The organism is Streptomyces sp. NPDC058678, from assembly GCF_042714835.1.
In the GTDB taxonomy this organism is placed as follows: domain Bacteria; phylum Actinomycetota; class Actinomycetes; order Streptomycetales; family Streptomycetaceae; genus Streptomyces.
On record NZ_JBHXSG010000001.1, the window covers coordinates 178,316 to 201,624 of the forward strand.

Annotated in this window: 23 protein-coding genes; 15 read left to right on the forward strand and 8 right to left on the reverse strand. The window is 71.5% G+C overall.

Annotated elements, in window-relative coordinates; genetic code table 11:
• Positions 1 to 81 precede the first annotated feature (81 nt).
• The 6 genes from ACFWWR_RS00725 (at position 82) to ACFWWR_RS00750 (ending at position 5,684) form a co-directional block, all read left to right on the forward strand.
• Positions 82 to 1,233, forward strand: coding sequence for an NAD(P)/FAD-dependent oxidoreductase (locus ACFWWR_RS00725; RefSeq protein ID WP_384301202.1), 1,152 nt, complete (start codon positions 82 to 84; stop codon positions 1,231 to 1,233).
• Positions 1,230 to 1,532 (forward strand): (2Fe-2S)-binding protein, encoded by a 303-nt coding sequence (locus tag ACFWWR_RS00730; RefSeq protein WP_384301208.1) that lies wholly within the window; start codon positions 1,230 to 1,232, stop codon positions 1,530 to 1,532. Before ACFWWR_RS00725 ends, ACFWWR_RS00730 begins: the two co-directional genes overlap by 4 nt.
• Entirely contained in the window at positions 1,525 to 2,922 is a 1,398-nt protein-coding gene (locus tag ACFWWR_RS00735) for an FAD-dependent oxidoreductase (protein ID WP_384301210.1), read from the forward strand. Before ACFWWR_RS00730 ends, ACFWWR_RS00735 begins: the two co-directional genes overlap by 8 nt.
• A gap of 74 nt (positions 2,923 to 2,996) precedes the next feature.
• Positions 2,997 to 3,893, forward strand: a complete 897-nt coding sequence (locus tag ACFWWR_RS00740; protein ID WP_383866250.1) for a dihydrodipicolinate synthase family protein — start codon at positions 2,997 to 2,999, stop codon at positions 3,891 to 3,893.
• Between the two features lie 36 nt (positions 3,894 to 3,929).
• A complete protein-coding gene (locus tag ACFWWR_RS00745; RefSeq protein ID WP_383866252.1) occupies positions 3,930 to 4,931 on the forward strand; it encodes a proline racemase family protein in 1,002 nt (333 codons plus the stop codon).
• Between the two features lie 54 nt (positions 4,932 to 4,985).
• Complete coding sequence (locus ACFWWR_RS00750) at positions 4,986 to 5,684, forward strand: GntR family transcriptional regulator (RefSeq protein WP_383866254.1); 699 nt, start codon at positions 4,986 to 4,988, stop codon at positions 5,682 to 5,684.
• A 56-nt stretch (positions 5,685 to 5,740) separates the two neighbouring features.
• On the opposite strand, the gene ACFWWR_RS00755 is transcribed toward ACFWWR_RS00750, so the two are convergent.
• The 4 genes from ACFWWR_RS00755 to ACFWWR_RS00770 are packed head-to-tail and all read right to left on the reverse strand — an operon-like array spanning position 5,741 to position 9,079.
• Positions 5,741 to 6,544 carry an ABC transporter ATP-binding protein gene (locus ACFWWR_RS00755; RefSeq protein WP_383866256.1) on the reverse strand — a complete coding sequence of 268 codons (804 nt, stop codon included), beginning with the start codon at positions 6,542 to 6,544 and terminating at the stop codon, positions 5,741 to 5,743.
• 20 nt (positions 6,545 to 6,564) lie between these two features.
• Positions 6,565 to 7,344, reverse strand: coding sequence for an ABC transporter permease (locus tag ACFWWR_RS00760; protein ID WP_383866259.1), 780 nt, complete (start codon positions 7,342 to 7,344; stop codon positions 6,565 to 6,567).
• On the reverse strand, positions 7,341 to 8,114 hold the full coding sequence (locus ACFWWR_RS00765; protein WP_383866261.1) for an ABC transporter permease: 774 nt from the start codon (positions 8,112 to 8,114) through the stop codon (positions 7,341 to 7,343). The genes ACFWWR_RS00760 and ACFWWR_RS00765 overlap by 4 nt, the downstream gene beginning before the upstream one ends.
• A complete protein-coding gene (locus ACFWWR_RS00770) occupies positions 8,111 to 9,079 on the reverse strand; it encodes an ABC transporter substrate-binding protein (protein ID WP_384301214.1) in 969 nt (322 codons plus the stop codon). Before ACFWWR_RS00770 ends, ACFWWR_RS00765 begins: the two co-directional genes overlap by 4 nt.
• Before the next feature lie 160 nt (positions 9,080 to 9,239).
• On the opposite strand from ACFWWR_RS00770, the gene ACFWWR_RS00775 reads away from it, so the two are divergent.
• Positions 9,240 to 10,058, forward strand: a complete 819-nt coding sequence (locus ACFWWR_RS00775; RefSeq protein ID WP_383866265.1) for an IclR family transcriptional regulator C-terminal domain-containing protein — start codon at positions 9,240 to 9,242, stop codon at positions 10,056 to 10,058.
• Here ACFWWR_RS00775 and ACFWWR_RS00780 read toward each other — a convergent pair.
• From ACFWWR_RS00780 to ACFWWR_RS00790, 3 genes are read right to left on the reverse strand one after another with little or no spacing between them, the layout of a single operon-like run.
• A complete protein-coding gene (locus ACFWWR_RS00780; protein WP_384301217.1) occupies positions 10,009 to 10,944 on the reverse strand; it encodes a PDR/VanB family oxidoreductase in 936 nt (311 codons plus the stop codon). The two genes, ACFWWR_RS00775 and ACFWWR_RS00780, sit on opposite strands and share 50 nt — an antisense overlap.
• Entirely contained in the window at positions 10,941 to 11,126 is a 186-nt protein-coding gene (locus tag ACFWWR_RS00785; RefSeq protein WP_383866269.1) for a hypothetical protein, read from the reverse strand. The genes ACFWWR_RS00780 and ACFWWR_RS00785 overlap by 4 nt, the downstream gene beginning before the upstream one ends.
• Positions 11,123 to 12,190, reverse strand: a complete 1,068-nt coding sequence (locus ACFWWR_RS00790) for a Rieske 2Fe-2S domain-containing protein (protein WP_383866271.1) — start codon at positions 12,188 to 12,190, stop codon at positions 11,123 to 11,125. The genes ACFWWR_RS00785 and ACFWWR_RS00790 overlap by 4 nt, the downstream gene beginning before the upstream one ends.
• Before the next feature lie 252 nt (positions 12,191 to 12,442).
• Here ACFWWR_RS00790 and ACFWWR_RS00795 point away from each other — a divergent pair, with 252 nt between their 5' ends.
• From ACFWWR_RS00795 to ACFWWR_RS00825, 7 genes are read left to right on the forward strand one after another with little or no spacing between them, the layout of a single operon-like run.
• The gene (locus tag ACFWWR_RS00795; protein ID WP_384301220.1) at positions 12,443 to 13,744 is read left to right on the forward strand and encodes an extracellular solute-binding protein; all 1,302 of its coding nucleotides are present in this window, start codon (positions 12,443 to 12,445) and stop codon (positions 13,742 to 13,744) included.
• A 7-nt stretch (positions 13,745 to 13,751) separates the two neighbouring features.
• Positions 13,752 to 14,654: a carbohydrate ABC transporter permease gene (locus tag ACFWWR_RS00800; protein ID WP_383866275.1), complete on the forward strand. Its 903-nt coding sequence runs from the start codon at positions 13,752 to 13,754 to the stop codon at positions 14,652 to 14,654.
• A complete protein-coding gene (locus tag ACFWWR_RS00805; protein ID WP_383866277.1) occupies positions 14,651 to 15,532 on the forward strand; it encodes a carbohydrate ABC transporter permease in 882 nt (293 codons plus the stop codon). The genes ACFWWR_RS00800 and ACFWWR_RS00805 overlap by 4 nt, the downstream gene beginning before the upstream one ends.
• Before the next feature lie 14 nt (positions 15,533 to 15,546).
• A complete protein-coding gene (locus ACFWWR_RS00810) occupies positions 15,547 to 16,677 on the forward strand; it encodes an ROK family protein (RefSeq protein WP_383866279.1) in 1,131 nt (376 codons plus the stop codon).
• A gap of 57 nt (positions 16,678 to 16,734) precedes the next feature.
• Positions 16,735 to 18,261 (forward strand): GMC oxidoreductase, encoded by a 1,527-nt coding sequence (locus tag ACFWWR_RS00815; protein ID WP_383866281.1) that lies wholly within the window; start codon positions 16,735 to 16,737, stop codon positions 18,259 to 18,261.
• 14 nt (positions 18,262 to 18,275) lie between these two features.
• A complete protein-coding gene (locus tag ACFWWR_RS00820) occupies positions 18,276 to 18,887 on the forward strand; it encodes a nucleoside deaminase (RefSeq protein WP_384301224.1) in 612 nt (203 codons plus the stop codon).
• Complete coding sequence (locus tag ACFWWR_RS00825) at positions 18,884 to 19,816, forward strand: sugar phosphate isomerase/epimerase family protein (protein ID WP_383866285.1); 933 nt, start codon at positions 18,884 to 18,886, stop codon at positions 19,814 to 19,816. Before ACFWWR_RS00820 ends, ACFWWR_RS00825 begins: the two co-directional genes overlap by 4 nt.
• Here the strand turns inward: ACFWWR_RS00825 and ACFWWR_RS00830 are convergent.
• A complete protein-coding gene (locus ACFWWR_RS00830) occupies positions 19,805 to 21,091 on the reverse strand; it encodes an MFS transporter (protein ID WP_383866287.1) in 1,287 nt (428 codons plus the stop codon). The genes ACFWWR_RS00825 and ACFWWR_RS00830 overlap by 12 nt on opposite strands.
• A 166-nt stretch (positions 21,092 to 21,257) precedes the next feature.
• On the opposite strand from ACFWWR_RS00830, the gene ACFWWR_RS00835 reads away from it, so the two are divergent.
• Entirely contained in the window at positions 21,258 to 23,309 is a 2,052-nt protein-coding gene (locus ACFWWR_RS00835; protein WP_383866289.1) for a phosphocholine-specific phospholipase C, read from the forward strand.

Here is a 23,309-nt window from a genome sequence, read left to right on the forward strand (position 1 = left end):
GCGTGTCCTGCACGTCGACGCCTGTGCCTTCCGCATGTGGGCAACGTTCCCCGATAGAGAGCTATGTGACATAGTACTGTCGTGAGTAAGCGACTGACCTGCGATGTCGTGGTCGTCGGAGCGGGAATGGTCGGGGCCGCCTGCGCCCTGTACGCGGCCCGGGTCGGCCTCGATGTCACCGTCGTCGACCGCGGACCGGTGGCCGGCGGCACGACCGGCCGCGGGGAGGGCAACCTTCTGGTCTCCGACAAGGAACCGGGGCCGGAGCTGGAGCTCGCACTGCTCTCCGGCCGCCTTTGGGGCGAACTCGAGGAGGAACACGGGAAGTTCGTCGAGTACGAGGCCAAGGGCGGTGTCGTCGTGGCCTCTTCCCCCGGTGGCCTCGCCGCATTGGAGCGTTTCGCCGAAGGGCAGCGTGCCGCCGGAGTCGTCGCCGAAACGGTGGGAGGCGACGCGTTGCACGACCTCGAACCCCACCTCGCTCCGGGCCTGCCGGGAGCCGTCCACTACCCCCAGGACTGCCAGGTGATGCCCGCCCTGGCCGCCGCCCACCTGCTCCGCGCGTCGGGCGCCCGCCTGCTCACCGGCAGGACCGTGACCGGCGTCCCGCGCGCCCCGGACGGAGCCGTGCGCGGAGTCCGCACCGACCAGGGCGACATCCACGCCCCCGCGGTCGTCAACGCGACCGGCACCTGGGGCTCCGATCTGGCCGCCCTCGCCGGAACGTCCCTGCCCGTCCTCCCGCGCCGCGGCTTCGTCCTGGTCACCGAACCGCTCCCGCGCATGGTCCGCCACAAGGTGTACGCCGCCGACTACGTGGCCGACGTGGCCAGCGACTCGGCGGCCCTGCAGACCTCGCCGGTCGTCGAGGGCACGGCGGCCGGCCCGATCCTGATCGGCGCGAGCCGCGAACGCGTCGGATTCGACCGGACGTTCTCGCTGCCGGTCGCAAAGGCCCTGGCGGCGGGCGCGACCCGGCTGTTCCCGTTCCTCTCGGAGGTCCGCGCCCTGCGCGCCTACCTCGGCTTCCGCCCCTACCTGCCCGACCACCTGCCCGCCATCGGCCCCGACCCCCGCGTCCCCGGCCTGCACCACGCCTGCGGCCACGAGGGCGCGGGCATCGGCCTCGCCACCGGTACCGGGCACCTGATCGCTCAGGCGCTGACCGCGCGGACGACCGACCTGGACCTGACTCCGTTCCGGCCCGACCGCTTCACCGAGGAGGCCGCGTGAGCTCTCCCCTGGACCTGGCAGGGGCCCGCCCCGGCCCCGCCTTCACGGTCACCCTGGACGACCGCGAGATCGAGGCACTGCCCGGGCAGACGGTCGCCGCCGCGCTCTGGGCGGCCGGTGTCACCTCCTGGCGCAGCACTCGCGGCGAGGGCCGCCCGCGCGGGGTCTTCTGCGGGATCGGCATCTGCTTCGACTGCCTGGTGACCGTCAACGACCGCCCGAACCGACGCGCCTGCCTGATGCCCCTGCACCCGGGCGACGCCATCCGTACGCAGGAGGGGACGGGACACGATGACTGACCGGCCGCATCTCGCGGTGATCGGCGCGGGGCCGGCCGGTCTCGCCGCCACCGTCGCGGCGGCGGCTCAAGGGGTACGCGTCACGCTGCTCGACTCGGCCGCGGAGGCGGGCGGGCAGTTCTACCGCCGGCCCGCCGCCGGACTGCGCGCCCGCCGCCCGCAGGCCCTGCACCACCAGTGGCGCACCTGGGAGCGACTGCGGGACGGCTTGCGCACCCACGTGACGGCCGGCGCCGTACGGCACTTGGCGGACCATCACGTCTGGTTCGTGGAACGGCACGACGAGGGCTTCACCGTCCACGCCCTGCTCGGCCCCGACCAGGAGGATCCGGTCGAGGTGCGCGCCGACGCCGTCCTCCTCGCCACCGGCGGCTACGAGAAGGTGCTGCCCTTCCCCGGCTGGACCCTCCCCGGCGTCATCACGGCGGGCGGCGCCCAGGCCATGCTCAAGGGCTCCCTCGCGGTGTCCGGCCGCACCGCCGTCGTCGCCGGGACCGGGCCACTGCTCCTGCCCGTGGCGACCGGCCTCGCCGCGGCCGGGGTGGAGGTGGCCGCGCTGGTCGAGTCCGCCGACCCCAAGGCGTTCCTGTGGCGGGCCCGCGCACTGGCCGCCCAGCCGGGCAAGGTCGCCGAAGGCGCCCGGTACGCGACCCGGTTGCTGCGCCGTCGGGTGCGGCTCCTCGCGCGGCATGCCGTCGTCGAGGCGCACGGCACCGAGCGGCTGGAGGCGGTGACCGTCGCCGAGCTCGACGCGGAAGGGCGCGTGCGGCCCGGCACCGGGCGGCGCGTCTGCTGCGACACCCTCGCCGTCGGCCACGGCATGCTGCCGCACACCGACCTCGCCGACACCCTGGGCTGCCGCCTCGACGGGCTGAACGTCCATGTCGACGACGAACAGCGCACCGGCGTACCCGGCGTGTGGGCGGCGGGCGAGACCACCGGCATCGGCGGCTCGGCCCTGTCTCTCGCCGAGGGACAGATCGCCGGCCGCTCCGTCGCGGCCCGCCTGCACGGCACCGAACCCGACCCGCGCGACCGGGCGGCGGCCGTGCGGACCCGCACCCGGCTGCGGGCCTTCTCCGCCGCGTTGGACCGGGTGTACGCGCCGCCCGCGCACTGGGCCGAGCAGGTCACCGACGACACCGTCGTCTGCCGCTGCGAGGAGGTCACCGGCGGTGCGATCCGTGAGGCCGTGACGGAACTCGGCGCCGACGACCTGCGCACCGTGAAGCTGCTGACGCGTGCCGGGATGGGCTGGTGCCAGGGCCGGGTGTGCGGGCCCGCGGTCGCGGGACTCGCCGGGTGCGAACTCGCCCCGTGCCGGGGGCCGTTCGCCCGCCCGGTGCCGCTCGGGGTGCTGGCCCGCGCCGGAGAGTCCGAGGAGGACTGAGCCCAACTCCAGCCCGCTGTTCCAGTTCCCGACCGCTCAGTAAAATGTCACACCCTATTCAGATGGGACCCCGGATGACCACCACCGAGACTCGCCCCTGGCGCGGCGTCCTCGTCGCCACCGCCCTCCCGCTGAACGACGACCTCGGCGTCGACCACGGCAAGTACGCCGAACACTGCGCCTGGCTGGTCGAGAACGGCTGCGACGGCGTCGTTCCGAACGGCTCCCTCGGCGAGTACCAGGTGCTCACGCCCGAAGAGCGGTCCAAGGTCGTCGAGACCGCCGTGGCCGCCCTCGGCGGCGAACGCGTGATGCCCGGCGTCGCCGCCTACGGATCCGCCGAGGCCCGCCGCTGGGCCGAGCAGGCGCGCGACGCGGGCTGCGCCGCCGTGATGCTGCTGCCGCCCAACGCCTACCGCGCCGACGAGCGCTCCGTCCTCGCCCACTACGCCGAGGTCGCCGAGGCCGGTGTGCCGGTCGTCGCCTACAACAACCCCATCGACACCAAGGTCGACCTGGTGCCCGAACTGCTCGCCAAGCTGCACGGCGAGGGCAGCATCCACGCCGTCAAGGAGTTCTCCGGCGACGTGCGCCGCGCCTACCAGCTCGCCGAACTCGCCCCGGAACTTGACCTGTTGATCGGCGCCGACGACGTCCTGCTGGAGCTCGCCGTGGCCGGCGCCAAGGGCTGGGTGGCCGGCTACCCGAACGCACTGCCCGCCGCGAGCGTCGAGCTGTACCGCGCGGCGGTCGGCGGCGACCTGGGCACCGCCAGGAAGCTGTACGAGCAGTTGCACCCGCTGCTGCGCTGGGACTCCAAGGTCGAGTTCGTGCAGGCGATCAAGCTGTCCATGGACATCGTCGGCCGCCACGGCGGCCCGGTGCGCCCGCCGCGCGTCCCGCTGCTGCCCGAGCAGGCCGCCGCGGTCCGTGCCGCCACCGAGAAGGCGGTCGCGGCCGGACTCGCGTAGCGGTCCCCTCGGTCCGTCACGTCCACCAGGAGCGTCATGCGCAGCAAACTCGTCCTGCACGCCGTCGACTCGCACACCGAGGGCATGCCCACCCGGGTGATCACCGGCGGCATCGGCACGATCCCCGGGGCGACCATGAACGAGCGGCGCCTGTACTTCCGTGAGCACCGCGACGACATCAAGCAGCTCCTGATGAACGAGCCGCGCGGTCACGCGGCGATGAGCGGTGCCATCCTCCAGCCGCCCACCCGCCCCGACTGCGACTGGGGTGTCGTCTACATCGAGGTCTCGGGCTATCTGCCCATGTGCGGACACGGCACGATCGGCGTGGCGACCGTGCTCGTCGAGACCGGGATGGTGGAGGTCGTCGAGCCGGTCACCACCATCCGGCTCGACACCCCGGCCGGCCCGGTCGTCGCCGAGGTGGCGGTGGAGGACGGCGCGGCCAAGGCCGTCACCCTCAAGAACGTCCCGTCCTTCGCCGTCGGTCTCGACCGCAAGATCACGCTCGCCGACGGGCGCACGGTGACGTACGACATGGCGTACGGCGGCAACTTCTACGCCATCCTGCCCCTTGAACAGTTCCAACTGCCCTTCGACCGCGCCCGCAAGGACGACATCCTCGAGGCCGGCCTGTCCCTCATGGACGCGATCAACGCCGAGGAGGAGCCCGTCCACCCCGAGGACCCGTCCATCCGCGGCTGCCACCACGTCCACCTGTACGCGCCCGGCGCCACCGCCCGCCACTCACGGCACGCGATGGCGATCCACCCCGGCTGGTTCGACCGCTCACCCTGCGGGACCGGAACCAGCGCGCGCATGGCGCAACTCCACGCGCGGGGCGAACTGCCCCTGCACAGCGAGTTCGTGAACGAGTCCTTCATCGGGACACGGTTCACGGGCCGTCTCCTCGGCACCGCGGAGGTCGCCGGACTACCCGCCGTCCTGCCCAGCTTCACCGGCCGCGCCTGGATCACCGGCACCGCCCAGTACCTGCTCGACCCGACCGACCCCTTCCCGGCCGGGTTCGTCCTCTAGAGGTCGAGGACGATGACCCGTAACGCGTGACATTGCACAGCTAGGAGACACCCCTTGACCGCCGTCGAGCGCACCAGCGCCCCGTCCGCCGCCGCCCCCGCCCTGCCCGTGCTCGGCGGCAAGAAGAGCAGCTACCGCGAGCGGGTCGCGGACGCACTGCGGGCCGCGCTGATCGCCGGTGAGCTGCGTCCGGGCGACGTGTACTCGGCGCCCACGCTCGCCGCCCGCTTCGGCGTCTCCGCGACGCCGGTGCGCGAGGCGATGCTGGACCTGGCCAAGGAGGGCCTGGTCGACACCGTCCCCAACAAGGGCTTCCGGGTCACTGCCGTCTCCGAGAAGCAGCTCGACGAGTACACCCACATCCGCGCGCTCGTCGAGATCCCCACGGTGGTGGAGCTGGCCCGCACCGCCGACCCGGTCTCGCTGGAGGCGCTGCGCCCGGCCGCCCGGGAGATCGTGCACGCCGCCGTGGCCGGTGACCTCATCGCCTACGTCGAAGCCGACACGCGTTTCCACCTCGGGCTGCTCGCTCTCGCGGGCAACGTGCACCTCGTCGAGGTGGTCGGCGACCTGCGCAAGCGTTCCCGCCTCTACGGCCTCACCGCGTTGTTGGAAAGGGGCCGCCTGCTGGGCTCCGCCGAGGAGCACCTCGAACTCCTCGACGCCCTGCTGTCCCGTGACGCGGACGCGGTGCACGAGGTCATGACCCGTCACCTCGGCCACGTCCGCGGTCTGTGGGCGGCCCGCGGCTGAGGAGAAGCACGGCGACCACGAGGACCGGCCCTCCCCCCCCACGCACACAGCGCCGTTCAGTGAGGGGGCGGCGTGTCCGTCCTGGCGGCACCCGCGCCGCGCTTCGCCGCCTGGATCTGCTCGTACACATGGGTCCGCAACTCGGCGAAGCGCGGGGCGACCCGGGTGTGCAACTGGTCCCGCTCGTCCGGCAGGTCGACCTTCAGCTGCTCCCGCACCACGGTGGGGGAGGCGGACAGGACGACCACCCGCTCGCCCAGGTACACGGCCTCGTCGATGTCGTGGGTGACGAACAGGATCGTGATCCCGCGCTGCCGCCACAGTCCCCGGACGAGGTCCTCCAGGTCGGCGCGGGTCTGCGCGTCCACCGCCGCGAACGGCTCGTCCATCAGCAGCACCCGGGGCTCGTACGCCAGCGCGCGGGCGATGGCGACCCGCTGCTGCATACCGCCGGACAGCTGCCAGGGGTAGGCGTCGGCGGCGTCCGCGAGTCCGACCGACCGCAGCGCGTCCGCGACCAGCTCCCGGCGCCGCGACGCGGTCAGGTTCTTCTGCTTCAGGGGTAGTTCGACGTTCTGCGCGACCCGCATCCAGGGGAACAGGCTGCGTCCGTACTCCTGGAAGACGAACGCCATCCCGGGCGGCGGGCCGTTCACCTTCCGTCCCTCCAGGAGGACTTCACCGCTCGTCGGGGTCAGCAGTCCGCCCATGCACTTCAACAGGGTCGTCTTGCCGCACCCCGACGGTCCGACGAGACAGACGAGTTCGCCGGCCTCGACGGTGAAGGTGAGGTCGCGCACCGCCTCCACCCGGCGGCCGGACCCCTCGTAGACCTTCTTGAGGCCGCGTACGTCGAGCATGGACCGCCCTTTCAGGTAACTCACGGGGACCGCCGGGCTGCGGCGCGCAGGCCGTGATACCAGGCCAGGACCCGCCGCTCCACCAATTGGAAGACGACGGAGAGCAGGAAGCCGAGCAGGCCGAGGACGAGGATCCCGGTCCACATGCCGGGGATCGCGAAACTGCGCTGGAACTGGACGACCGTGAAACCGAGGCCGTTGCTGGCCGCGAACATTTCGCTGATGACCATCAGGATGATGCCGATGGACAGCGCCTGGCGCAGGCCGGCGAAGATCTGCGGGCTCGCCGAGCGCAGCACCAGGTTCGTCAGGCGCGAGGGTCCCTTGATGCCGTACGAGCGTGCCGTTTCGGTCATCACCGGGTCGACCGCTCGGACGCCCTCGACGGTGTTGAGGAGGATCGGCCACACGCAGCCGCTGGCGATCACCGTGACCTTCATCGTGTCGTCGATGCCGGCGAACAGCATGATGACCGGCACGAGGACCGGCGGGGGCACCGCCCGCAGGAACTCCAGGACCGGTTCGCACACCGCGCGGACCCGCCGGTAGGAGCCGATGACCGTGCCGAGCGCCACCCCCACGACGGCCGCGAGCGCGTAGCCGCCCGTCAGCCGCAGCACGCTGGGCAGGACGTCGTCCCTGAGGCGATCGCCGGTCCACACCTCAGGGAAGGTCTGCATGATCGTGCGCAGCGGCGGCCAGAACACGTCCGTGCTGTTGTCGGACGCGAGCCACCAGACGGCGACGAGCAGCGCGGGCAGGGCGAACACGAAGAACAGCCGCAGCAACACGCGCCTCACACCGCCACCTCCCCGCGCACCGACTGGTGCCAGGCCAGGGCCCGTCGCTCGACCGTCCGGGCGCCCACGTTGATGAACAGCCCCAGCAGACCGGTGACCACGATCAGCGCGTACATCTCCGGCACCGCCTGCGAGGTTTGCGCGACCGCGATCCGGGCGCCCAACCCCGGTGCCCCGATGACGAGTTCGGCGGTGATGGTGAGGATCAGGGCGACGGCCGCCGCCAGCCGGACCCCGGTCATCACGTACGGCAGCGCGGTCGGCCACAGCACGTACCGGACTCGCGCCCAGGTGCCGAGGCCGTACGACCGTGCCGTCTCCTCGGCGACCGGGTCGACGTCCTGGACGCCGTAGAGGGTCTGGATGAGGATCTGCCAGAAGGAGGCGTACACGACGAGCAGGAGCACCGAGCGCAGTTCGGTGCCGTACAGCAGCACCGCCAGGGGGATCAGTGCGACCGAGGGGATCGGGCGCAGGAACTCGATCGTCGAGGCGGTGGCCTCGCGCAGGTACGGGACCACGGAGATCACCACACCGGCGACGATTCCCGCGCAGGCCGCGATCGCGAGGCCCAGCGCCCATCCGGTGAGGGTGTCGCCGAGCGCCGACCAGAAGGCGCTGTCGGCGAGCTCGTCCGCGAAGGCGCCGGCGATGCGGCTGGTCGGCGGGAAGTAGGCCTCCTTGACGAGGCCGAGCCGCGGCACCGCCTCGCCGAGGGCGAGGAAGGCCGCGAGCCCGGCGGCGCCGAGGACCGCGTTCTCGCCCCTCACGGCAGGAGCGCGTCCAGGTCGGGGGTCTTCTTGAAGAGCCCGTCCTGCTCCCCGAGCTTCGCCAGCGCCTCGATGGAGGCGCGGTTCGCCTCGGCCGGCCACTTCGGCAGGGTGACCTGCGCCAGCACCGACGCCGGGATCTTCGTGTACGTCGTGACGACCTCGCGGACCTCGTCCGGGTGGCTGTCGGCGTACGCGAGGGACTCGGCGGTGGCCTCCTTGAACTTCTTCACCACGTCCGGGTTCTGCTGGAGGTACTGCGCCGACGTGAAGTACATGGCGACGGTCAGGTCCGGAGCCACGTCGATCAGCGGTGAGTCGATCTCCACACCGCCCTGGCTCTTGACGGTGGCGAGCGCCGGCTCGACCACGCTCGCGGCGTCGATCTGCCCCTTGTCGAGGGCCGCGGGCATCTGGTCGAAGGCGAGCTCGACGAAGTTCACCTTGTCGGGGTCACCGCCCGCCTTGCGCACCGACTCGCGCACCGCGGACTCGTTGATGTTCTTGAGGGTGTTGATGGCGACCTTCTTGCCCTCCAGCTCCTTGGGCGACGTGATGGCGCTGCCCTTCTTGACCACGAGGCCGTTGAAGTCCTTGCCCTGTACGCCCGTCGAGGCGATGCCGTTGACGACGGCCTTGACGGGAACACTGTTGGACTGGGCGATCATCAGCGAGGTGACGTTGGAGAACCCGAACTGGTACTGGCCCGACGCCACGGCGGGCACGATCGCCGCACCGCCCTGGGCGGCCGTCAACTCCAGCTTCAGGCCGCGCTTTTCGTAGAAGCCCTTCTTCTGGCCGAGGTAGAGGGGCGCGACATCGACGATCGGGATGAGCCCGACCTTGACCGTGGTGGTGCCGCCCGACGACGGGCTCGCGTCCGACGAACCACCGTCGGACGAGCCGCAGGCCGTCCCGGCGAGCAGGAAGGCGCCGGCGGTGAGACCGGCGAACAGACGACGCATGGCTCCTCCTGTACAGACAGCGGTGCAGCGGTGTTCCGACAGGTTGTGCGCAGACCGCACAGTAGTGCGCAGGCCTGCCCAGCGGGAAGGTGGAACTCGCAACGGTTCAGGGCCAATTGGGCCGGCTGACCACATTGTCGACAGTTCTGGAGGCCCCACGATGTCCGAGCCGGTCCGCGCAGCGCACTTCGTGAGGTCCTTCGAGCACGGGCTCGCCGTCATCCGGGCCTTCGACGCCGAGCATCCGGAGCGCACGCTCAGCGAGGTCGCCCGCACCTGCGACCTGACCCGCGCGGCCGCCCGCCGGCTGCTGCTGACCCTCGTCGACCTCGGCTACGTCCACCAGGACGGCCGCGCGTTCCGGCTCACCGCGCGCGTGCTGGAGCTCGGCTACTCCTACCTGTCGAGCTTCTCACTGCCCCAGATCGCCGAACCGCATCTGGAGCAACTGGTCGAACGCACAAGGGAGTCGTCGTCCCTGTGCGTACTCGACGGCGACGACGTCGTGTACGTGGCCCGGGTGCCCGCCCGCCGCATCATGACCGCGGCCATCACCGTCGGCACCCGTTTCCCGGCCCACGCGACCTCCGTGGGCCGGGTGATCCTCGCCCATCTGCCGGAGGGGGACCTTGAGGCGCGGCTCGCCCGCGCCGACCTGCGTCCGCTGACCGCCCGCACCATCGTGTCGGTGAAAGCGCTGCGTGCCGAGCTCGACCGGGTACGCCGGCAGGGGTACGCCCTCGTCGACCAGGAACTGGAGGAGGGGCTGCGCTCGATCGCCGCCCCGGTGCGGGACCGGGGCGGCGAGGTGGTGGCGGCGGTGAACATCCCGGTGCACGTCAGCCGCAACTCCCTGGCGTCGGTGCGCCGGGACCTGCTGCCGCCCCTGCTGGCGGCGGTCGCCGGCATCGAGACCGACCTCGGGCTGTCTACAGGTCGAGGACGAGCCGCTTCCCCCGGCACCGGGACACACAGATGAGCATGGTCTCCCCGGCCTCCCGCTCCTCGTCCGTGAGTACCGAGTCCCGGTGGTCCGGGGTGCCTTCGAGGACGTCGGTCTCGCAGGTGCCGCAGGTGCCCTCGGTGCAGGAGAAGAGCACCTCGACGCCGGCGGCGCGCACGGTGTCGAGCACGGAGACGTCCTTCGGGACGGTGAGGGTACGGCCGCTCTGCGCCAGCTCGACCTCGAACTCGGTGTTCTCGCCGGTCTCCTGCTCCTTGGGCTGGAACCGCTCGACCTGCAGCACCCCGGCCGGGCAGCGGGCCTCCACGGCGTCGAGGAGCGGTCCGGGACCGCAGCAGTAGACGAGGGTGCCCTCCGGGACGTCGTCGAGCACCGGGGCCAGGTCCAGCAGGCCGGTCTCGTCCTGCGGGGCGATCGTGACGCGGTCCCCGTAGCGGGCCAACTCCCCGGCGAACGCCATGGATTCACGGCTCCTACCGCCGTACAGCAGCGTCCACTCGGCGCCCGCCGCCTCCGCCGCGGCCAGCATCGGCAGGATCGGCGTGATGCCGATGCCGCCCGCGACGAAGCGGTAGCGGGGCGCGGGGCGCAGGGCGAAGTGGTTGCGCGGACCGCGCACCCGTACCTTGTCGCCCTGCCCCAACTGCCCGTGCACATGGGCGGATCCACCGCGCCCGTCCGGCTCGCGCAGGACGGCGATCCGCCAGGCGTCCCGGTCGGCGGGGTCGCCGCACAGCGAGTACTGCCGCTCCAGGTCCGGCCCCAGCACGACGTCGATGTGCGCGCCGGGTTCCCAGGCCGGGAGCGGTTCGCCCAGCGGGTGGCGCAGAGTCAGGGCGAGCACTCCGTCGGCCGCGAACTCCCGCTGCGCGACGACGAGTTCGGCTTCGTACAGGGTCATGAGCTGGTTCCTTGCGGCTCGTGTCCTTGCGGCTCGTGTCCTTGTGGGTGGGCGAGCATCCACTCCCACATCTCGATCGGGTCCTGCGAGGTGTGCTCGCGGCCGCAGTGACAGGTGCCGTGCAGGATGTCGGTGCCGGGCAGCCAGTCGATGCGGTAGACCTCACCGGTGGGGCTGGTCACTGGACCTTCTCCATCGGCTTCTCGCCCTCCTCGACCAGGCGGGCGAGGATACGGCGGGCGGCGAGGCCGCCGGTGTCGATGTTGATGCTCAGCTCCTGGTAGCCGGTGCGCTCGCTGCCGAGCGTCTCCTGGAGCAGGTTCAGCGCGTCGACGTCCTGCATGACGACCGTGTGGTTGTTGCCCCGCAGGAACTCCGTGACCTCGGCGTCCTGCGTGGCCCAGTCGCGCGAGACCATCCAGAAGTCGTACACCTTGCCGTCGGCGGACGGCGTGATGGCGTACGTGATCTCGGTGTGGAAGCCGTTCGGGTCGCTGCCGTCCGCCTCGGGCACGACACCGACCGGCGCGATCCGGCTGTGCAGCAGGTAGAGGCAGGGCGCGTGGTACTCGATGTCCTGCCAGCGCGTGATCCGGCCCTCGATACCGGTGGAACGGGCGTAGAACGGCGGGCACTCCGCGTCGTCCATGTGTCGGCTCACCCGTACGATCCCGGCGCCCTCGTCGACCTCGGTGGTGATCGGCGTCTCGGCGACCTCGGGGGTGCCGATGTAGCCGCCGTGCAGATACGTCTCGTGGGAGAGGTCGAGGAGGTTGTCGACCAGCAGGCCGTAGTCGGCGTCGATCGGCTCCATGCCGCGTACGGTCACCCAGCCGGGGGAGTCGAGGTGGCGGGCGCGGGGGATGGCCTGGGGGTCGGCGAGCGCCGGGTCGCCGATCCACACCCAGACCAGGGAGTCCTGCTCGACGACCGGGTAGGAGGCGACGCGGGCGGTGCGCGGGACGCGCTTCTGCCCCGGCACGTACACGCAGGCGCCCGTCTTGTCGTACGTGAAGCCGTGGTAGCCGCAGACGATGCGGTCGCCGTCGAGTCCGCTCTTGGAGAGCGGATAGCGGCGGTGCACGCACCGGTCGTGCAGCGCGACGGGCGTCCCCTCCTCCTCGGTGCGGTAGAAGACGAGCGGCTCACCGAGGATCGTCCGGCCGAGCAACTCCTCGCGTCCGACCTCGTGGCTGTATGCGGCGACGTACCACTGGTTCCTGGCGAAGGCGGTGGTGTGAGGCATGGAAGCGGCTCCGTCTCTCTGTGATGGCGTCATCATCCGGAAGAGCGTCACGGCACGGCAATGCCTCTTCCGTCTCGCGGAAGGCGGGCGGCGGCCCCCGCGCGGCTCGGGCACCCTCGCTGATTTCGCTACACGTTCCGAAATTATTCGGGACGGCTCCGTGCATGTGGCCGAAATGCATCGCTCATAGCTTCGCTCCTGGGTCCGTCGGACCGAAAAAGCTACTTCCCCCTGAAATCCCAGGAGCCCAAGGTGCCCAACCTCTCCAGACGCGGTGCCCTGAAGCTGACCGCAGGCATGGCCGTCCTCGGCACCCTCGGCCTGACCGGCTGTGGGCGCGAGGACGGCACCGCCGCCGCGAAAGCCTCCGCCAAGCCGATCGACGACTCCCCGGCCACCGGCACCATCAGCGTCTGGGCCGCCCAGGGCGACGCCGATGTGCTGGAGAAGGTCATCAAGCCCTTCAAGAGCGCGAACCCCGAGGTCACCGTGAAGTTCACGCTGATCCCGAACGCCGAGTACTACACCAAGCTCCAGGCGGCGATCGCGGCGGGCAAGGGGCCCGACGTGGCGCAGTTCTTCCCCGAGTCGCAGTCGCAGTTCCTCGATCCGTCGATCCTCCGGGCCGTTCCGGACGGCCTCGTCGACCCGGCCGGCTTCTTCAAGAGCCTGTGGGACGCGGGTGTGGTCGACGACGTGGCCTACACGGTGCCCTGGTACGCCTACACGTACGCCCTCGTCTACCGCTCCGACCTGGCCGAGAAGGCGGGCGTCGAGGCGCCGGCCACGTGGGACGAGATGGTGCCGTTCTTCAAGGCGCTGCAGGGTGCCGGCGCCAGGCACGGCCTCGGGGCCGACAACGGCTGGGACCTCTTCAACGGCCAGGACGTGGCGATGTACGCCTGGCAGGCCGGTGGCTCGCTGCTCTCCGCCGGCGGGAAGTGGACGCTCGACACACCCGCGATGGTCGACGCGCTCAAGTACAACGCGTCGTTCTTCACCTCGGGCGTCGCCGACACCGCCACGCCCACGTTCCTCGACGCGCAGCCGTACTTCGTCAGCGGGAAGACCGCCACGATGATCACCGGGCCGTGGGTGGTCGGGCAGCTCGACACCGCCGCGAAGAGGGACGGCTGGACGGCGTCCCACGTGGCCACCGCACCGCTGCCGGCCGGTTCGTCGGGCAGCGTCTCCTTCTCCGCGGGAGGCAGCTGGGGGGTGCTCGCGGACAGCGGCAACGCGGACGCGTCGTGGAAGCTCGTCCGGCACATCGCGAAGCCCAGCACCCAGGTCGCGCAGTACGAGGCGTACAGCTCGCTGCCGGCGGTCATCTCCGCCTGGGACGACCCCGCCATCAAGAACCAGCCACTGCTCGACGCGTTCCTCACCCAGCTCAAGAACACCCGGACGTTCCCGCGAGTCACCACCTGGCAGCAGATCGCGACCCGCATGGGCAAGGAGATGGAAGCCGTGGCCAAGGGGACGGCGACCGCCGAGAAGGCCGCCGCGAACATCCAGTCGTACGCCGAGAGCCTCGGCACGGGCGCGAAGTGAGCCGCGGATGACCATCACGCCTTTTGTGGGCACCCGGCGGCGCGCCCGTCGTACGGCCGTCGCCTGGCTGTTCCTCACGCCGTTCGCCCTGGTGTTCCTGCTCTACACGGCCGTCCCCACCGTCGCCGCGCTCGGCTTCAGCCTCACCGACCTGCGCGGCACGGATCTGCGGCATCCGCTCGCGGTCGACTTCACCGGCCTGGACAACTTCGTCCGTCTGTTCCAGGACGAGAGCTTCCTGCGCGACATCCGGAACACCGTCCTGTTCGTGGTCGTCGGGGTGCCCCTGACCATGGGGGTCGGCTTCGGACTGGCCCTCGCGCTGAACTCGGGCATCCGGCGCCTGCGCGGCACGTTCCGCACGCTCTTCTTCGCGCCGGTCGTCACCAACGTCGTGGCGGTCGCCCTGATCTGGCAGTACGCCTTCCAGGCCGACGGCACCGTCAACAAGGTGCTCGGCGCCGCGGGCCTCGCCGGACCGAACTGGCTGGACGACCCGGACCTCGCCATGCCCGTGGTGATCCTGCTCGGCGTCTGGCGCAACTTCGGCACCGCGATGGTCCTGTTCCTCGCCGGTCTGCAGGCGATCGGGGACGACGTGTACGAGGCCGCCTCCCTCGACGGGGCGGGACCGTGGCGGCAGTTGCGGCACATCACCCTGCCGCTGCTGCTGCCGACCACCCTGATGGTGTCGGTGCTGCTGACCGTCTTCTACCTCCAGGTGTTCGACGAGCCGTACCTGCTCACGAACGGCGGCCCGCTCGGCTCCACCGAATCCGTCGCGCTGTACACCTACCACCAGTTCGGGGCCGGCGAGTTCGGGATGTCCTCGGCCGCGTCCTTCGTGACGCTCGTCATGGTGGCCCTGGTGAGTCTTGTCCAGTTCCGGCTGCTGAGGCCCCGCGCATGACCGCCGTCGCCGCGTTGCGGAACGCCGAAACCGCCACCGACCGGGGCGCCGTGCGCTCCCGGTCCGTCGCCCGGCCGCTGCTGTACGGCGCGCTGGTGCTGTGCGCGCTCCTCACGATGCTGCCGTTCGCCTGGGTGATCAGCGGCTCGCTGCGCGGTCTCGACGAGATCCGGTCCGACCCCGGTGCCTGGCTCCCGCACCATGTCACTCTCGACAACTTCGTGCGGCTGTTCGCCACCGAGGGCTTCGGCCGGTTCATGGCCAACAGCGTCGTGGTCGCGGTCCTCGTGGTGGCCGGCAACATCGTCGCGGCGTCGGCCGCCGGCTACGCGCTCGCGAAACTCGACTTCGCGGGCAGGAGGCTCGCGTTCGGCGCGGTCATGGCGGCGATGATGGTGCCGTTCACCGCGGTCTTCGTCACGCAGTTCGTGATCACCGTCGACCTCGGCCTGGCGGACACCCTCACCGGTATCGCCCTGCCCGGCGTGGCGATGCCCATGTCGGTGTTCATCATGCGGCAGTACGCGATGTCCATCCCCGACGAACTGCTGGAGGCGGCCCGGATCGACGGCGCGGGCGAGCTCCGGATCTTCTTCCGGATCTTCCTCCCGCTGGCGGGCCCCGCCGTCGCGACGATCACGATCATGTCGTTCCTCACCTCGTGGAACAACTTCATCTGGCCGCTCATCGTCGCCCAGAGCATGTCCACCTACACGCTGCCGGTGGGCCTCGCCGCCACCAGCCAGGCCGCCGCCCACGTCACGGACTACGGCCTCATGCTCGCCGGTGCGATCGTCGTGATGCTGCCGGTGCTGCTGCTCTTCCTGTTCCTGCAGCGCTATTTCGTGCAGGGCATCTCCGGAACGGGAATGCGGTGAGCGTGATGTCGGGGATGAACCAGAGCGCCGTCCGGCGCGTCAACACCTCGGTCGTCCTGCGCGCGCTGGCGGTGTCGGCCGGGCCGACGACGCTGACCGCGCTCGCCGAGCGGGCGGGCCTCTCCCGCCGCACCATCGAGCTGATCCTGGACTCGCTGGTCGAGGCCGGCCGGGTGGCGGAGCTGGACCGGGTGCCGGTCAGCGGCTCCGCCGGGCGCCCCGCCCGACGCTACGAACTGCGCGCCGAACACGCGCTGTTGGCTGCTGTCACCATCACCACGTCGGACGCGTCCGCGGTCGTCGCCGACGTCCGCGGGCGCATCCTCGGCCGGGCCCACGGGCCGCTGCGCGCCTACCAGGACCCGCAGGTCACCCTCGACGACGCGGCCGCCCTGGTCCGGGCGGCGCTCGGCGACGCGGGCGGGTCGGCGGACCGGCTGCGCGCCGGCGCGGTCGCGGGCGGCGGCGCTATCGACGACGACGGAGTCGTACGGCGCCTGGTGCACACGACACACTGGGAAGGCGTGCACCTGCCCCAAGAACTCAACCGCCGCATCCCGGTGCCCTGGTTCGCGGACAACGACACCAACCTCGGTGCGCTCGCGGAGCGTTGGCGGGGCGTGGCGGGCGACCACGACAACGTCGTCTGGGCGATCCTCGGCAACCGCACGGGCCTCGGCATCCTCATCCGGGGCGACGTGCACCGCGGTCTCGACGGCGCCGCGGGCGAGATCGTCGAGGCGCGCTCCATACCGGCCGGCTCGGTCGAGCACCACCCGGTGGCCTGGCTGACGTCACCGGACGCGGCCCAACGCGGCGTCGCACTCGGCCGGTTCGACGCCGCACGCGCGGGCGAGGCGGCCGCACTCGCCGAGGTCGACGAGTTCGTGGAGAACATCGCGTCGATCCTCACCATCCTGTCGTGGACGGTCGCCCCGTCGCTCATCGTGCTCGGCGGCGGTCTGGAGGACGCGGCCGACGTCCTGCTGCCCCGGGTGCGCGCGGCGATGCGCGACGCCCGCACCCCCGCGATCGAACTGCGCGCCACCGGCCTGGGCCGCGACGCCGCCCTCGTCGGCGCCGTCAAGCTGGCCCTCGACCGCATGGACACCGAGCTGTTCGGCCCGCTCGTCCCGCGCACGTGAGCGCACACCCCACCCACCCTGCTCCGGCACCCGTGGCCCGACACCTGGAGTCTCACCTTGACCGACACCCCCCGCACCGACGTCCTCATCGTGGGCAGCGGCATCATGGGATCCGTCGTGGCCCGACAGCTGCGCGACACCGATCCGGCGCTGGACATCACCATGGTGGACGGCGGCAGCGCGATCGGCGAGAGTCCCGGCCTGCACCTGCACGACCTCGACGACCCGCTCCTGTGGGCCCGCTACAACGAACAGGTCGCCACCGGCGTCCAGGGCATGTACACGGGTGCCGAGGTGGTGCGCGAGGTCCCCGACAGCCTCCCCGGCCTGAGGCCCGGCATGGTCCACGCCCTGGCCTTCGGCGAGGACGCCGAGGCGATGCCCGCGACGGCGCTCGCCTGGAACGCGGGCGGCATGGGAGTGCACTGGACCGCGGCGACACCGTGGCCCGCCGGACACGAGGTGTTCGACTTCGGCAACCCGGCCCGCTGGGCCGCCGACCTGGACACCGCGCGCCGGGTCCTCGCCGTCACGCCCGCCGCGATCGGCCCGACCGAGGTCGGCCGGACGGTGCTCGACGTCCTGAGCCGACGCTTCGACGGCGCGGGACCGCACGACCGGCGGCCACAGCCGATGCCGATGGCCGTCACCCCGACGACCTCGGGTCCCATGCCCCGCACGGCACCGGGAACGATCTTCCCCGCCCTCGCGACCGGCGGGGACCCGTCCTTCACCCTGATGACCGGCACGCTCGCGACGGCCCTGCTCGTCGAGGACCACCGCGTCACCGGCGCCCGGCTGCGCCGCGTCGCCGACGGCGCCGCGTCCGTGCTCCTCGCGGACACCGTCGTGGTGTGCGCCGACGCGCTGCGCACCCCGCAACTGCTGTTCGCCTCCGGCATACGGCCCCACGCGCTCGGCCGTCACCTCAACGAGCACGCGTTCATCACCGCCCGGGTCCTGCTCGACCTCGACCGGTTCGGCATCGACCTCGACGACCTGCCCCCGCAGCGCCCCGGCGAGTTCAGCACGGACTCGCTCTGGCTGCCGCAGAACGGGGCGGCGCAGCCCTTCCACGGCCAGATCATGAACCGCACGTACGTGGACGAGGACGGCCGACCGCTCGCGCACTCCGTGGGCCTCTCGCTGTACGCCCCCGTCGAGTCGCGCCCCGAGAACCGGCTCGTGTTCTCCGAGACCGAGACCGACCTGGCCGGGATGCCCCGGATCACCGTCGAGTTCGGCTACTGCGACGCGGACCGTGCGCTGATCGCCCGGGCACTGGACGAAGTCCGGTCCACGGCCGAGGAGTTCGGTCCCTTCGACCCCGCGACCGAAAGCGCCCTGCTGCCGCCCGGCTCCTCGCTGCACCAGACCGGCACGGTCCGGGCCGGCGCCGCCGACGACGGCACCAGCGTGTGTGACCCGGACGGCAGGGTGTGGGACTACGACAACCTGTACCTCGCCGGCAACGGCGTGATACCCACCGCGATGGCCGCCAACGTCACCCTGACCGGCGCGGTGACCGCCGTCCGGGCCGCCCGTGCCGTAGCCCGGCGGAACACCGCGCTCGCCACCCACTGACAGGAAGCACCATCATGATCGACATCGCCAGGCAGTACCAGGTGGCTCTGCCGGCCTGGATCGACGACGAACTGGCCGACGTGCCCGCCGTCGTCCCCGACCGCGAGGACCGCATGCGCCTCGTGCACCGCCTCGCCGACCGCAACTGGCGCGAGGGCGACGGCGGCCCGTTCGCGGCCCTGGTCGCCGAGCGGGACACCGGCCGGATCGTCTCGGCCGGCGTGAACGTCGTCCTCGCCTCCGGCGTCTCCAGCGCCCACGCCGAGGTCGTCGCGCTCGGCCTGGCCCAGACGGCGACCGGCGGCTGGGACCTCGGCGGCGACGGGATGCCTGCGCACGAGCTCGTCGTCAACTGGCGCCCGTGCGTCCAGTGTTACGGCGCCGCCATGTGGTCCGGCGTGCGCGCTCTCGTGGTCGCCGGCGAGGGCCCGGAACTGGAGGAGATCACCACCTTCGACGAGGGCCCGCTCGGCGCGGACTGGGCCGGGCAGTTCGAGGCACGCGGCATCGAGGTCGTAGGGGATGTGCTCCGGGAGGAGGCGCTCGCCGTGTTCCGCGGCTACCGCGATGCCGTCGACAGCGCCGACGGCATCGTCGTCTACAACGCCCGTGGTGGTGCCGAATGACGCCCCGCTTCGCGACCGACGTCATCACCTTCCACCACCCGGCGTTCTGGGGTCTCGCGTCCGCGGACGCCGTTCGGGACTGGGCCCGGCAGCACCCGGAGCGGTTCTGGGAGCGGGTGATGGACGCGCTGGTCGACGCCTCGGTCACCGGCATCGAGTTGACCTTCGCGCCCGGCGACATCGACTCCGCCCTGCGCGCCTTCGGCAGCGCACCGGCGTTCCGCCGTGAGCTCGCGGCCCGGGGCCTGTCCGTCGTGAGCGCCTTCATCGCCGGCAGCGACTGCCCCGACTGGCGGCACGGCGAGAACCTGGCCGCGATCGTCGCCGACGCCGAACGCCGCGCGGCCTTCCTCGCCGAGGCCGGGGCGGAACTCCTCGTCGCCGGACTGCCCATGCGGACGACGTACGGGGCCCGGCCGCCCTTCTTCGTCGACGCCGCGTACATGACCCGCATGGCAGGCATCGCGCACGCGGTCGGCGAGGCGGTGTCGCGGCACGGCGTGAAACTCGCCTTCCACACGGAGTCCAACAGCACCCTCTGGTACGAGCGGGACATCGACCTGTTCATGGCCCTCACCGACCCGCGCTACGTGTGGCTGTGCCCCGACTCCTGCCACATCGCCCTCGGAGGAGGCGACCCGGTAGCCGTCGCACGCCGCCACACCCCGCGCATCGCCCTGGCGCACTGGAAGGACGCGGTCAGGCCCATCGACGTGGAACTCACCATCGACGACACGGTCTTCGCCCGGCAGCAGCCCTACATGACCGAACTCGGCACGGGCATCGTGGACTGGAAGGGCTGGGCCGACGCGATGTCCCGCACCCCCGGCGCCGGCACGGTACTCATCGAACTGGACGAGGCGGCCGACCCCGTGGCCGCGCTCCGGGCGGGACGGGCCGTGGCACAGCGGTGGACCTCAGCGCCGTAGCGCCGTGTGGGCCGTCTCCGGCAGCCGCAGATACACCAGCGACGACACGAGGCACAGGACGGCGACGTACCAGGGGAAGAGCCCGGTGTGCCCCGACTCCGTGAAGAGGGTGCCCACATACGGTGCCGTCCCGCCGAACAGTGCCACCGTCAGCGAGTAGGGGAAGCCGATACCGGCCGCCCGCACCCGGGGCGGGAAGATCTCGGCGTTGACGGCCGCGCTGATGGAGGTGAACCCGGTCAGCAGCACCATGCCCGCGCACTGGACGAGGAGCAGGACGGCGAAGGAGTCGCGCAGGGCGTGCAGCAGCGGCACGCTCAGAAGGGCGAAGCCCAGGCCGAAGAAGAGCAGCAGGGGGCGCCGGCCGAAGCGGTCGGAGAGCAGGCCGCCGAGTGGCTGGAGCAGACCGAAGAAGGCGAGCGAGATCGTGCCCGCGAGCAGTGCGTCCGACTTGGCGACGCCCGCGTTGAGCTCGGCGTACGTCGGCAGGTACGACGTCCACGTGTAGTAGGCGATCGTGCCGCCCGCCGTGATCCCGCAGATCAGCAGGGACTCGCGCGGGTGGCGGCGCAGCGCCTCCAACAGGCCGGGGCGCGGCGCCTGTTGCTGCTCCTCGCTGCGGGTCTCCTGCGCGCCCTGCCGGATCCAGAAGCCGACCAGGCTCAGCACCGCTCCGAGGACGAACGGGACCCGCCAGCCCCAGCCGTTCATCTGCCTGTCGCTCAGCGTGTCCACGAGCAGGGTGGCGATCCCGGACGCGACGAGCTGCCCGGCGGTCGTGGACACGTACTGGAAGCTGGAGAACAGTCCGCGCCGGCCCGGCCCCGCCGACTCGACCAGGAACGTCGTCGAGGCCGCGAACTCCCCGCCGACGGACAGGCCCTGGAGCAGCCGCGCGAGGACGAGGATCACGGGAGCGAGGACACCGGCCGCCGCGTACGTCGGCGTCAGTCCGACCAGCAGACTGCTGCCGCCCATCAGCAGGATGGTGACGGTCAGCGCGGCGCGCCGCCCGTGCCGGTCCGCGACCGTGCCCATGAGCAGTCCGCCGACCGGCCGCATGAAGAAGCCCACCGCGAAGACCGCGAACGTCGACAGCAGCGGCACCAGTGAGTTGTCCGCGCTCTTGGGAAAGACCTCGGCGGCGATATAAGTGGCCAGGAACGTGTAGGCGTACCAGTCGTACCACTCCACGGCGTTGCCCACGGAGGCGGCGAGGAGCTGGCGTGCGGGCCGTTTCGTCGGCGTGGACGCCGAGGTGTGCGTCTCTGTCATGACCGCGTCCCTCCCCGCGCTCCGGCCCGGCACACCCTGCGTACTCACGACTTTCACATCAGCGCCACCGGACCCTTCCCTGACGTTTGGTGCTCTTGGAACACTCCATTCGCGCACCTTCCGTCACGTTCCGGCCATCCGTTCCGCAGGATGAGAGGCCTCACCCATGCCCGACGTCAACCGGCGCCGCTTCCTCCAGCTCACCGGCGCCACCACGGCGTTCACCGCGCTGTCCAACAGCATCCAGCGTGCCGCCGCGCTCCCGGCCCACCACCGCACGGGGACGATCGAGGACGTCGAGCACATCGTCGTCCTGATGCAGGAGAACCGTTCCTTCGACCACTACTTCGGCTCGCTCAGAGGCGTCCGCGGCTTCGGCGACCCGCGTCCGGTCACGCTCGACAACGGCAGGTCGATATGGCACCAGTCGGACGGCACCAAGGAGGTGCTGCCGTTCCGCCCGGACGCCGACGACCTCGGCATGCAGTTCCTGGAAGGCCTGCCGCACGGCTGGCCCGACGGGCAGGCCGCCTACAACGGGGGCAAGTACGACAAGTGGGTGCCCGCGAAGGGCACCACGACCATGGCGTACCTGACCCGCGAGGACATCCCCTTCCACTACGCCCTCGCCGACACCTTCACCGTCTGCGACGCGTACCACTGCTCGTTCATCGGCTCGACCGACCCCAACCGCTACTACATGTGGTCGGGCTACACGGGCAACGACGGCCGGGGCGGCGGCCCGGTCCTCGGCAACGACGAGCTCGGCTACGGCTGGACGACCTACCCGGAACGGCTGGAGAAGGCCGGGATCTCCTGGAAGATCTACCAGGACACCGGCGACGGCCTCGACGCGAAGGGCAGCTGGGGCTGGATCGAGGACGCCTACCGCGGCAACTACGGCGACAACTCGCTGCTGTACTTCAACACCTACCGGGGCGCCGAGCCCGGCGACCCGCTGTACGACAAGGCCCGCACCGGCACCGACGTCAAGAACGGTGACGGCTACTTCGACCGGCTGAAGGCGGACGTCAAGGCCGGCCGGCTGCCGCAGATCTCCTGGATCGCCGCCCCCGAGGCCTTCTCCGAGCACTCCAACTGGCCCTCGAACTACGGCGCCTGGTACATCGCGCAGGTTCTCGACGCGCTCACCTCCAACCCGGCCGTGTGGGCGAAGACGGCCCTGTTCATCACCTACGACGAGAACGACGGCTTCTTCGACCATGTGGTGCCGCCGCTGCCGCCGGCGTCCGCCGCGCAGGGCAGGTCCACGGTCGACGTCTCCCCGGACCTCTACCCGGGCGACAGCAAGCGCCCGGCCGGCCCCTACGGCCTCGGCCCGCGCGTGCCGATGCTGGTCGTCTCGCCGTGGAGCAAGGGCGGATACGTGTGCTCCGAGACCCTCGACCACACCTCGATCCTCCGGTTCATGGAGCGTCGCTTCGGCGTCGGCGAGCCGAACATCTCGCCCTGGCGGCGCGCGGTCTGCGGCGACCTGACGTCCGCGTTCGACTTCTCCCGCAAGGACACCAGGCCGGCCGCGCTGCCGGACACCGACGGCTACGAACCGCCGGACCGCGAGCGTCACCCCGACTACCGCCCCACGCCGCCGGCCGACCCCGGCATGCCCGTGCAGGAGCGCGGCCTGCGCCCGGCCCGCCCGCTGAAGTACGCCCCGTCCGTGAACGGTTCGGCGGACGCGGTGGCGGGCACGTACACGCTCACCTTCGCCTCGGGGGCGAAGGCGGGGGCCGCCTTCCACGTCACCTCCGGCAACCGCGCCGACGGTCCGTGGACGTACACCACCGAGGCCGGCAAGAGCATCGCCGACACCTGGAACTCGGCGCACTCGAACGGCTCGTACGACCTGACCGTGCACGGCCCGAACGGCTTCCTGCGCGTCTTCGAGGGCCCGAACGACAGCGCCGGCCTCGAGGTCACCGCGCGCCACAGCGGCGACGACGTCGAGCTCGCCTTCGCCAACAAGGGCTCCGCCACCGTGCGGTGGAAGGTCACCAGCGGATACGGCGACCGGGCCAGGACCTTCACCGTGCGCGCCGGCGCCACCGTGAAGCACACCTTCGACCTCACGGCGAGCAGGCGCTGGTACGACCTGACCGTCACCTCCGACACCGAGCCGGCGTTCCTGCGCAGGTTCGCCGGCCACGTGGAGAACGGACGGCCGGGGGTGAGCGACCCGGCTGTCATGACTGGGTAA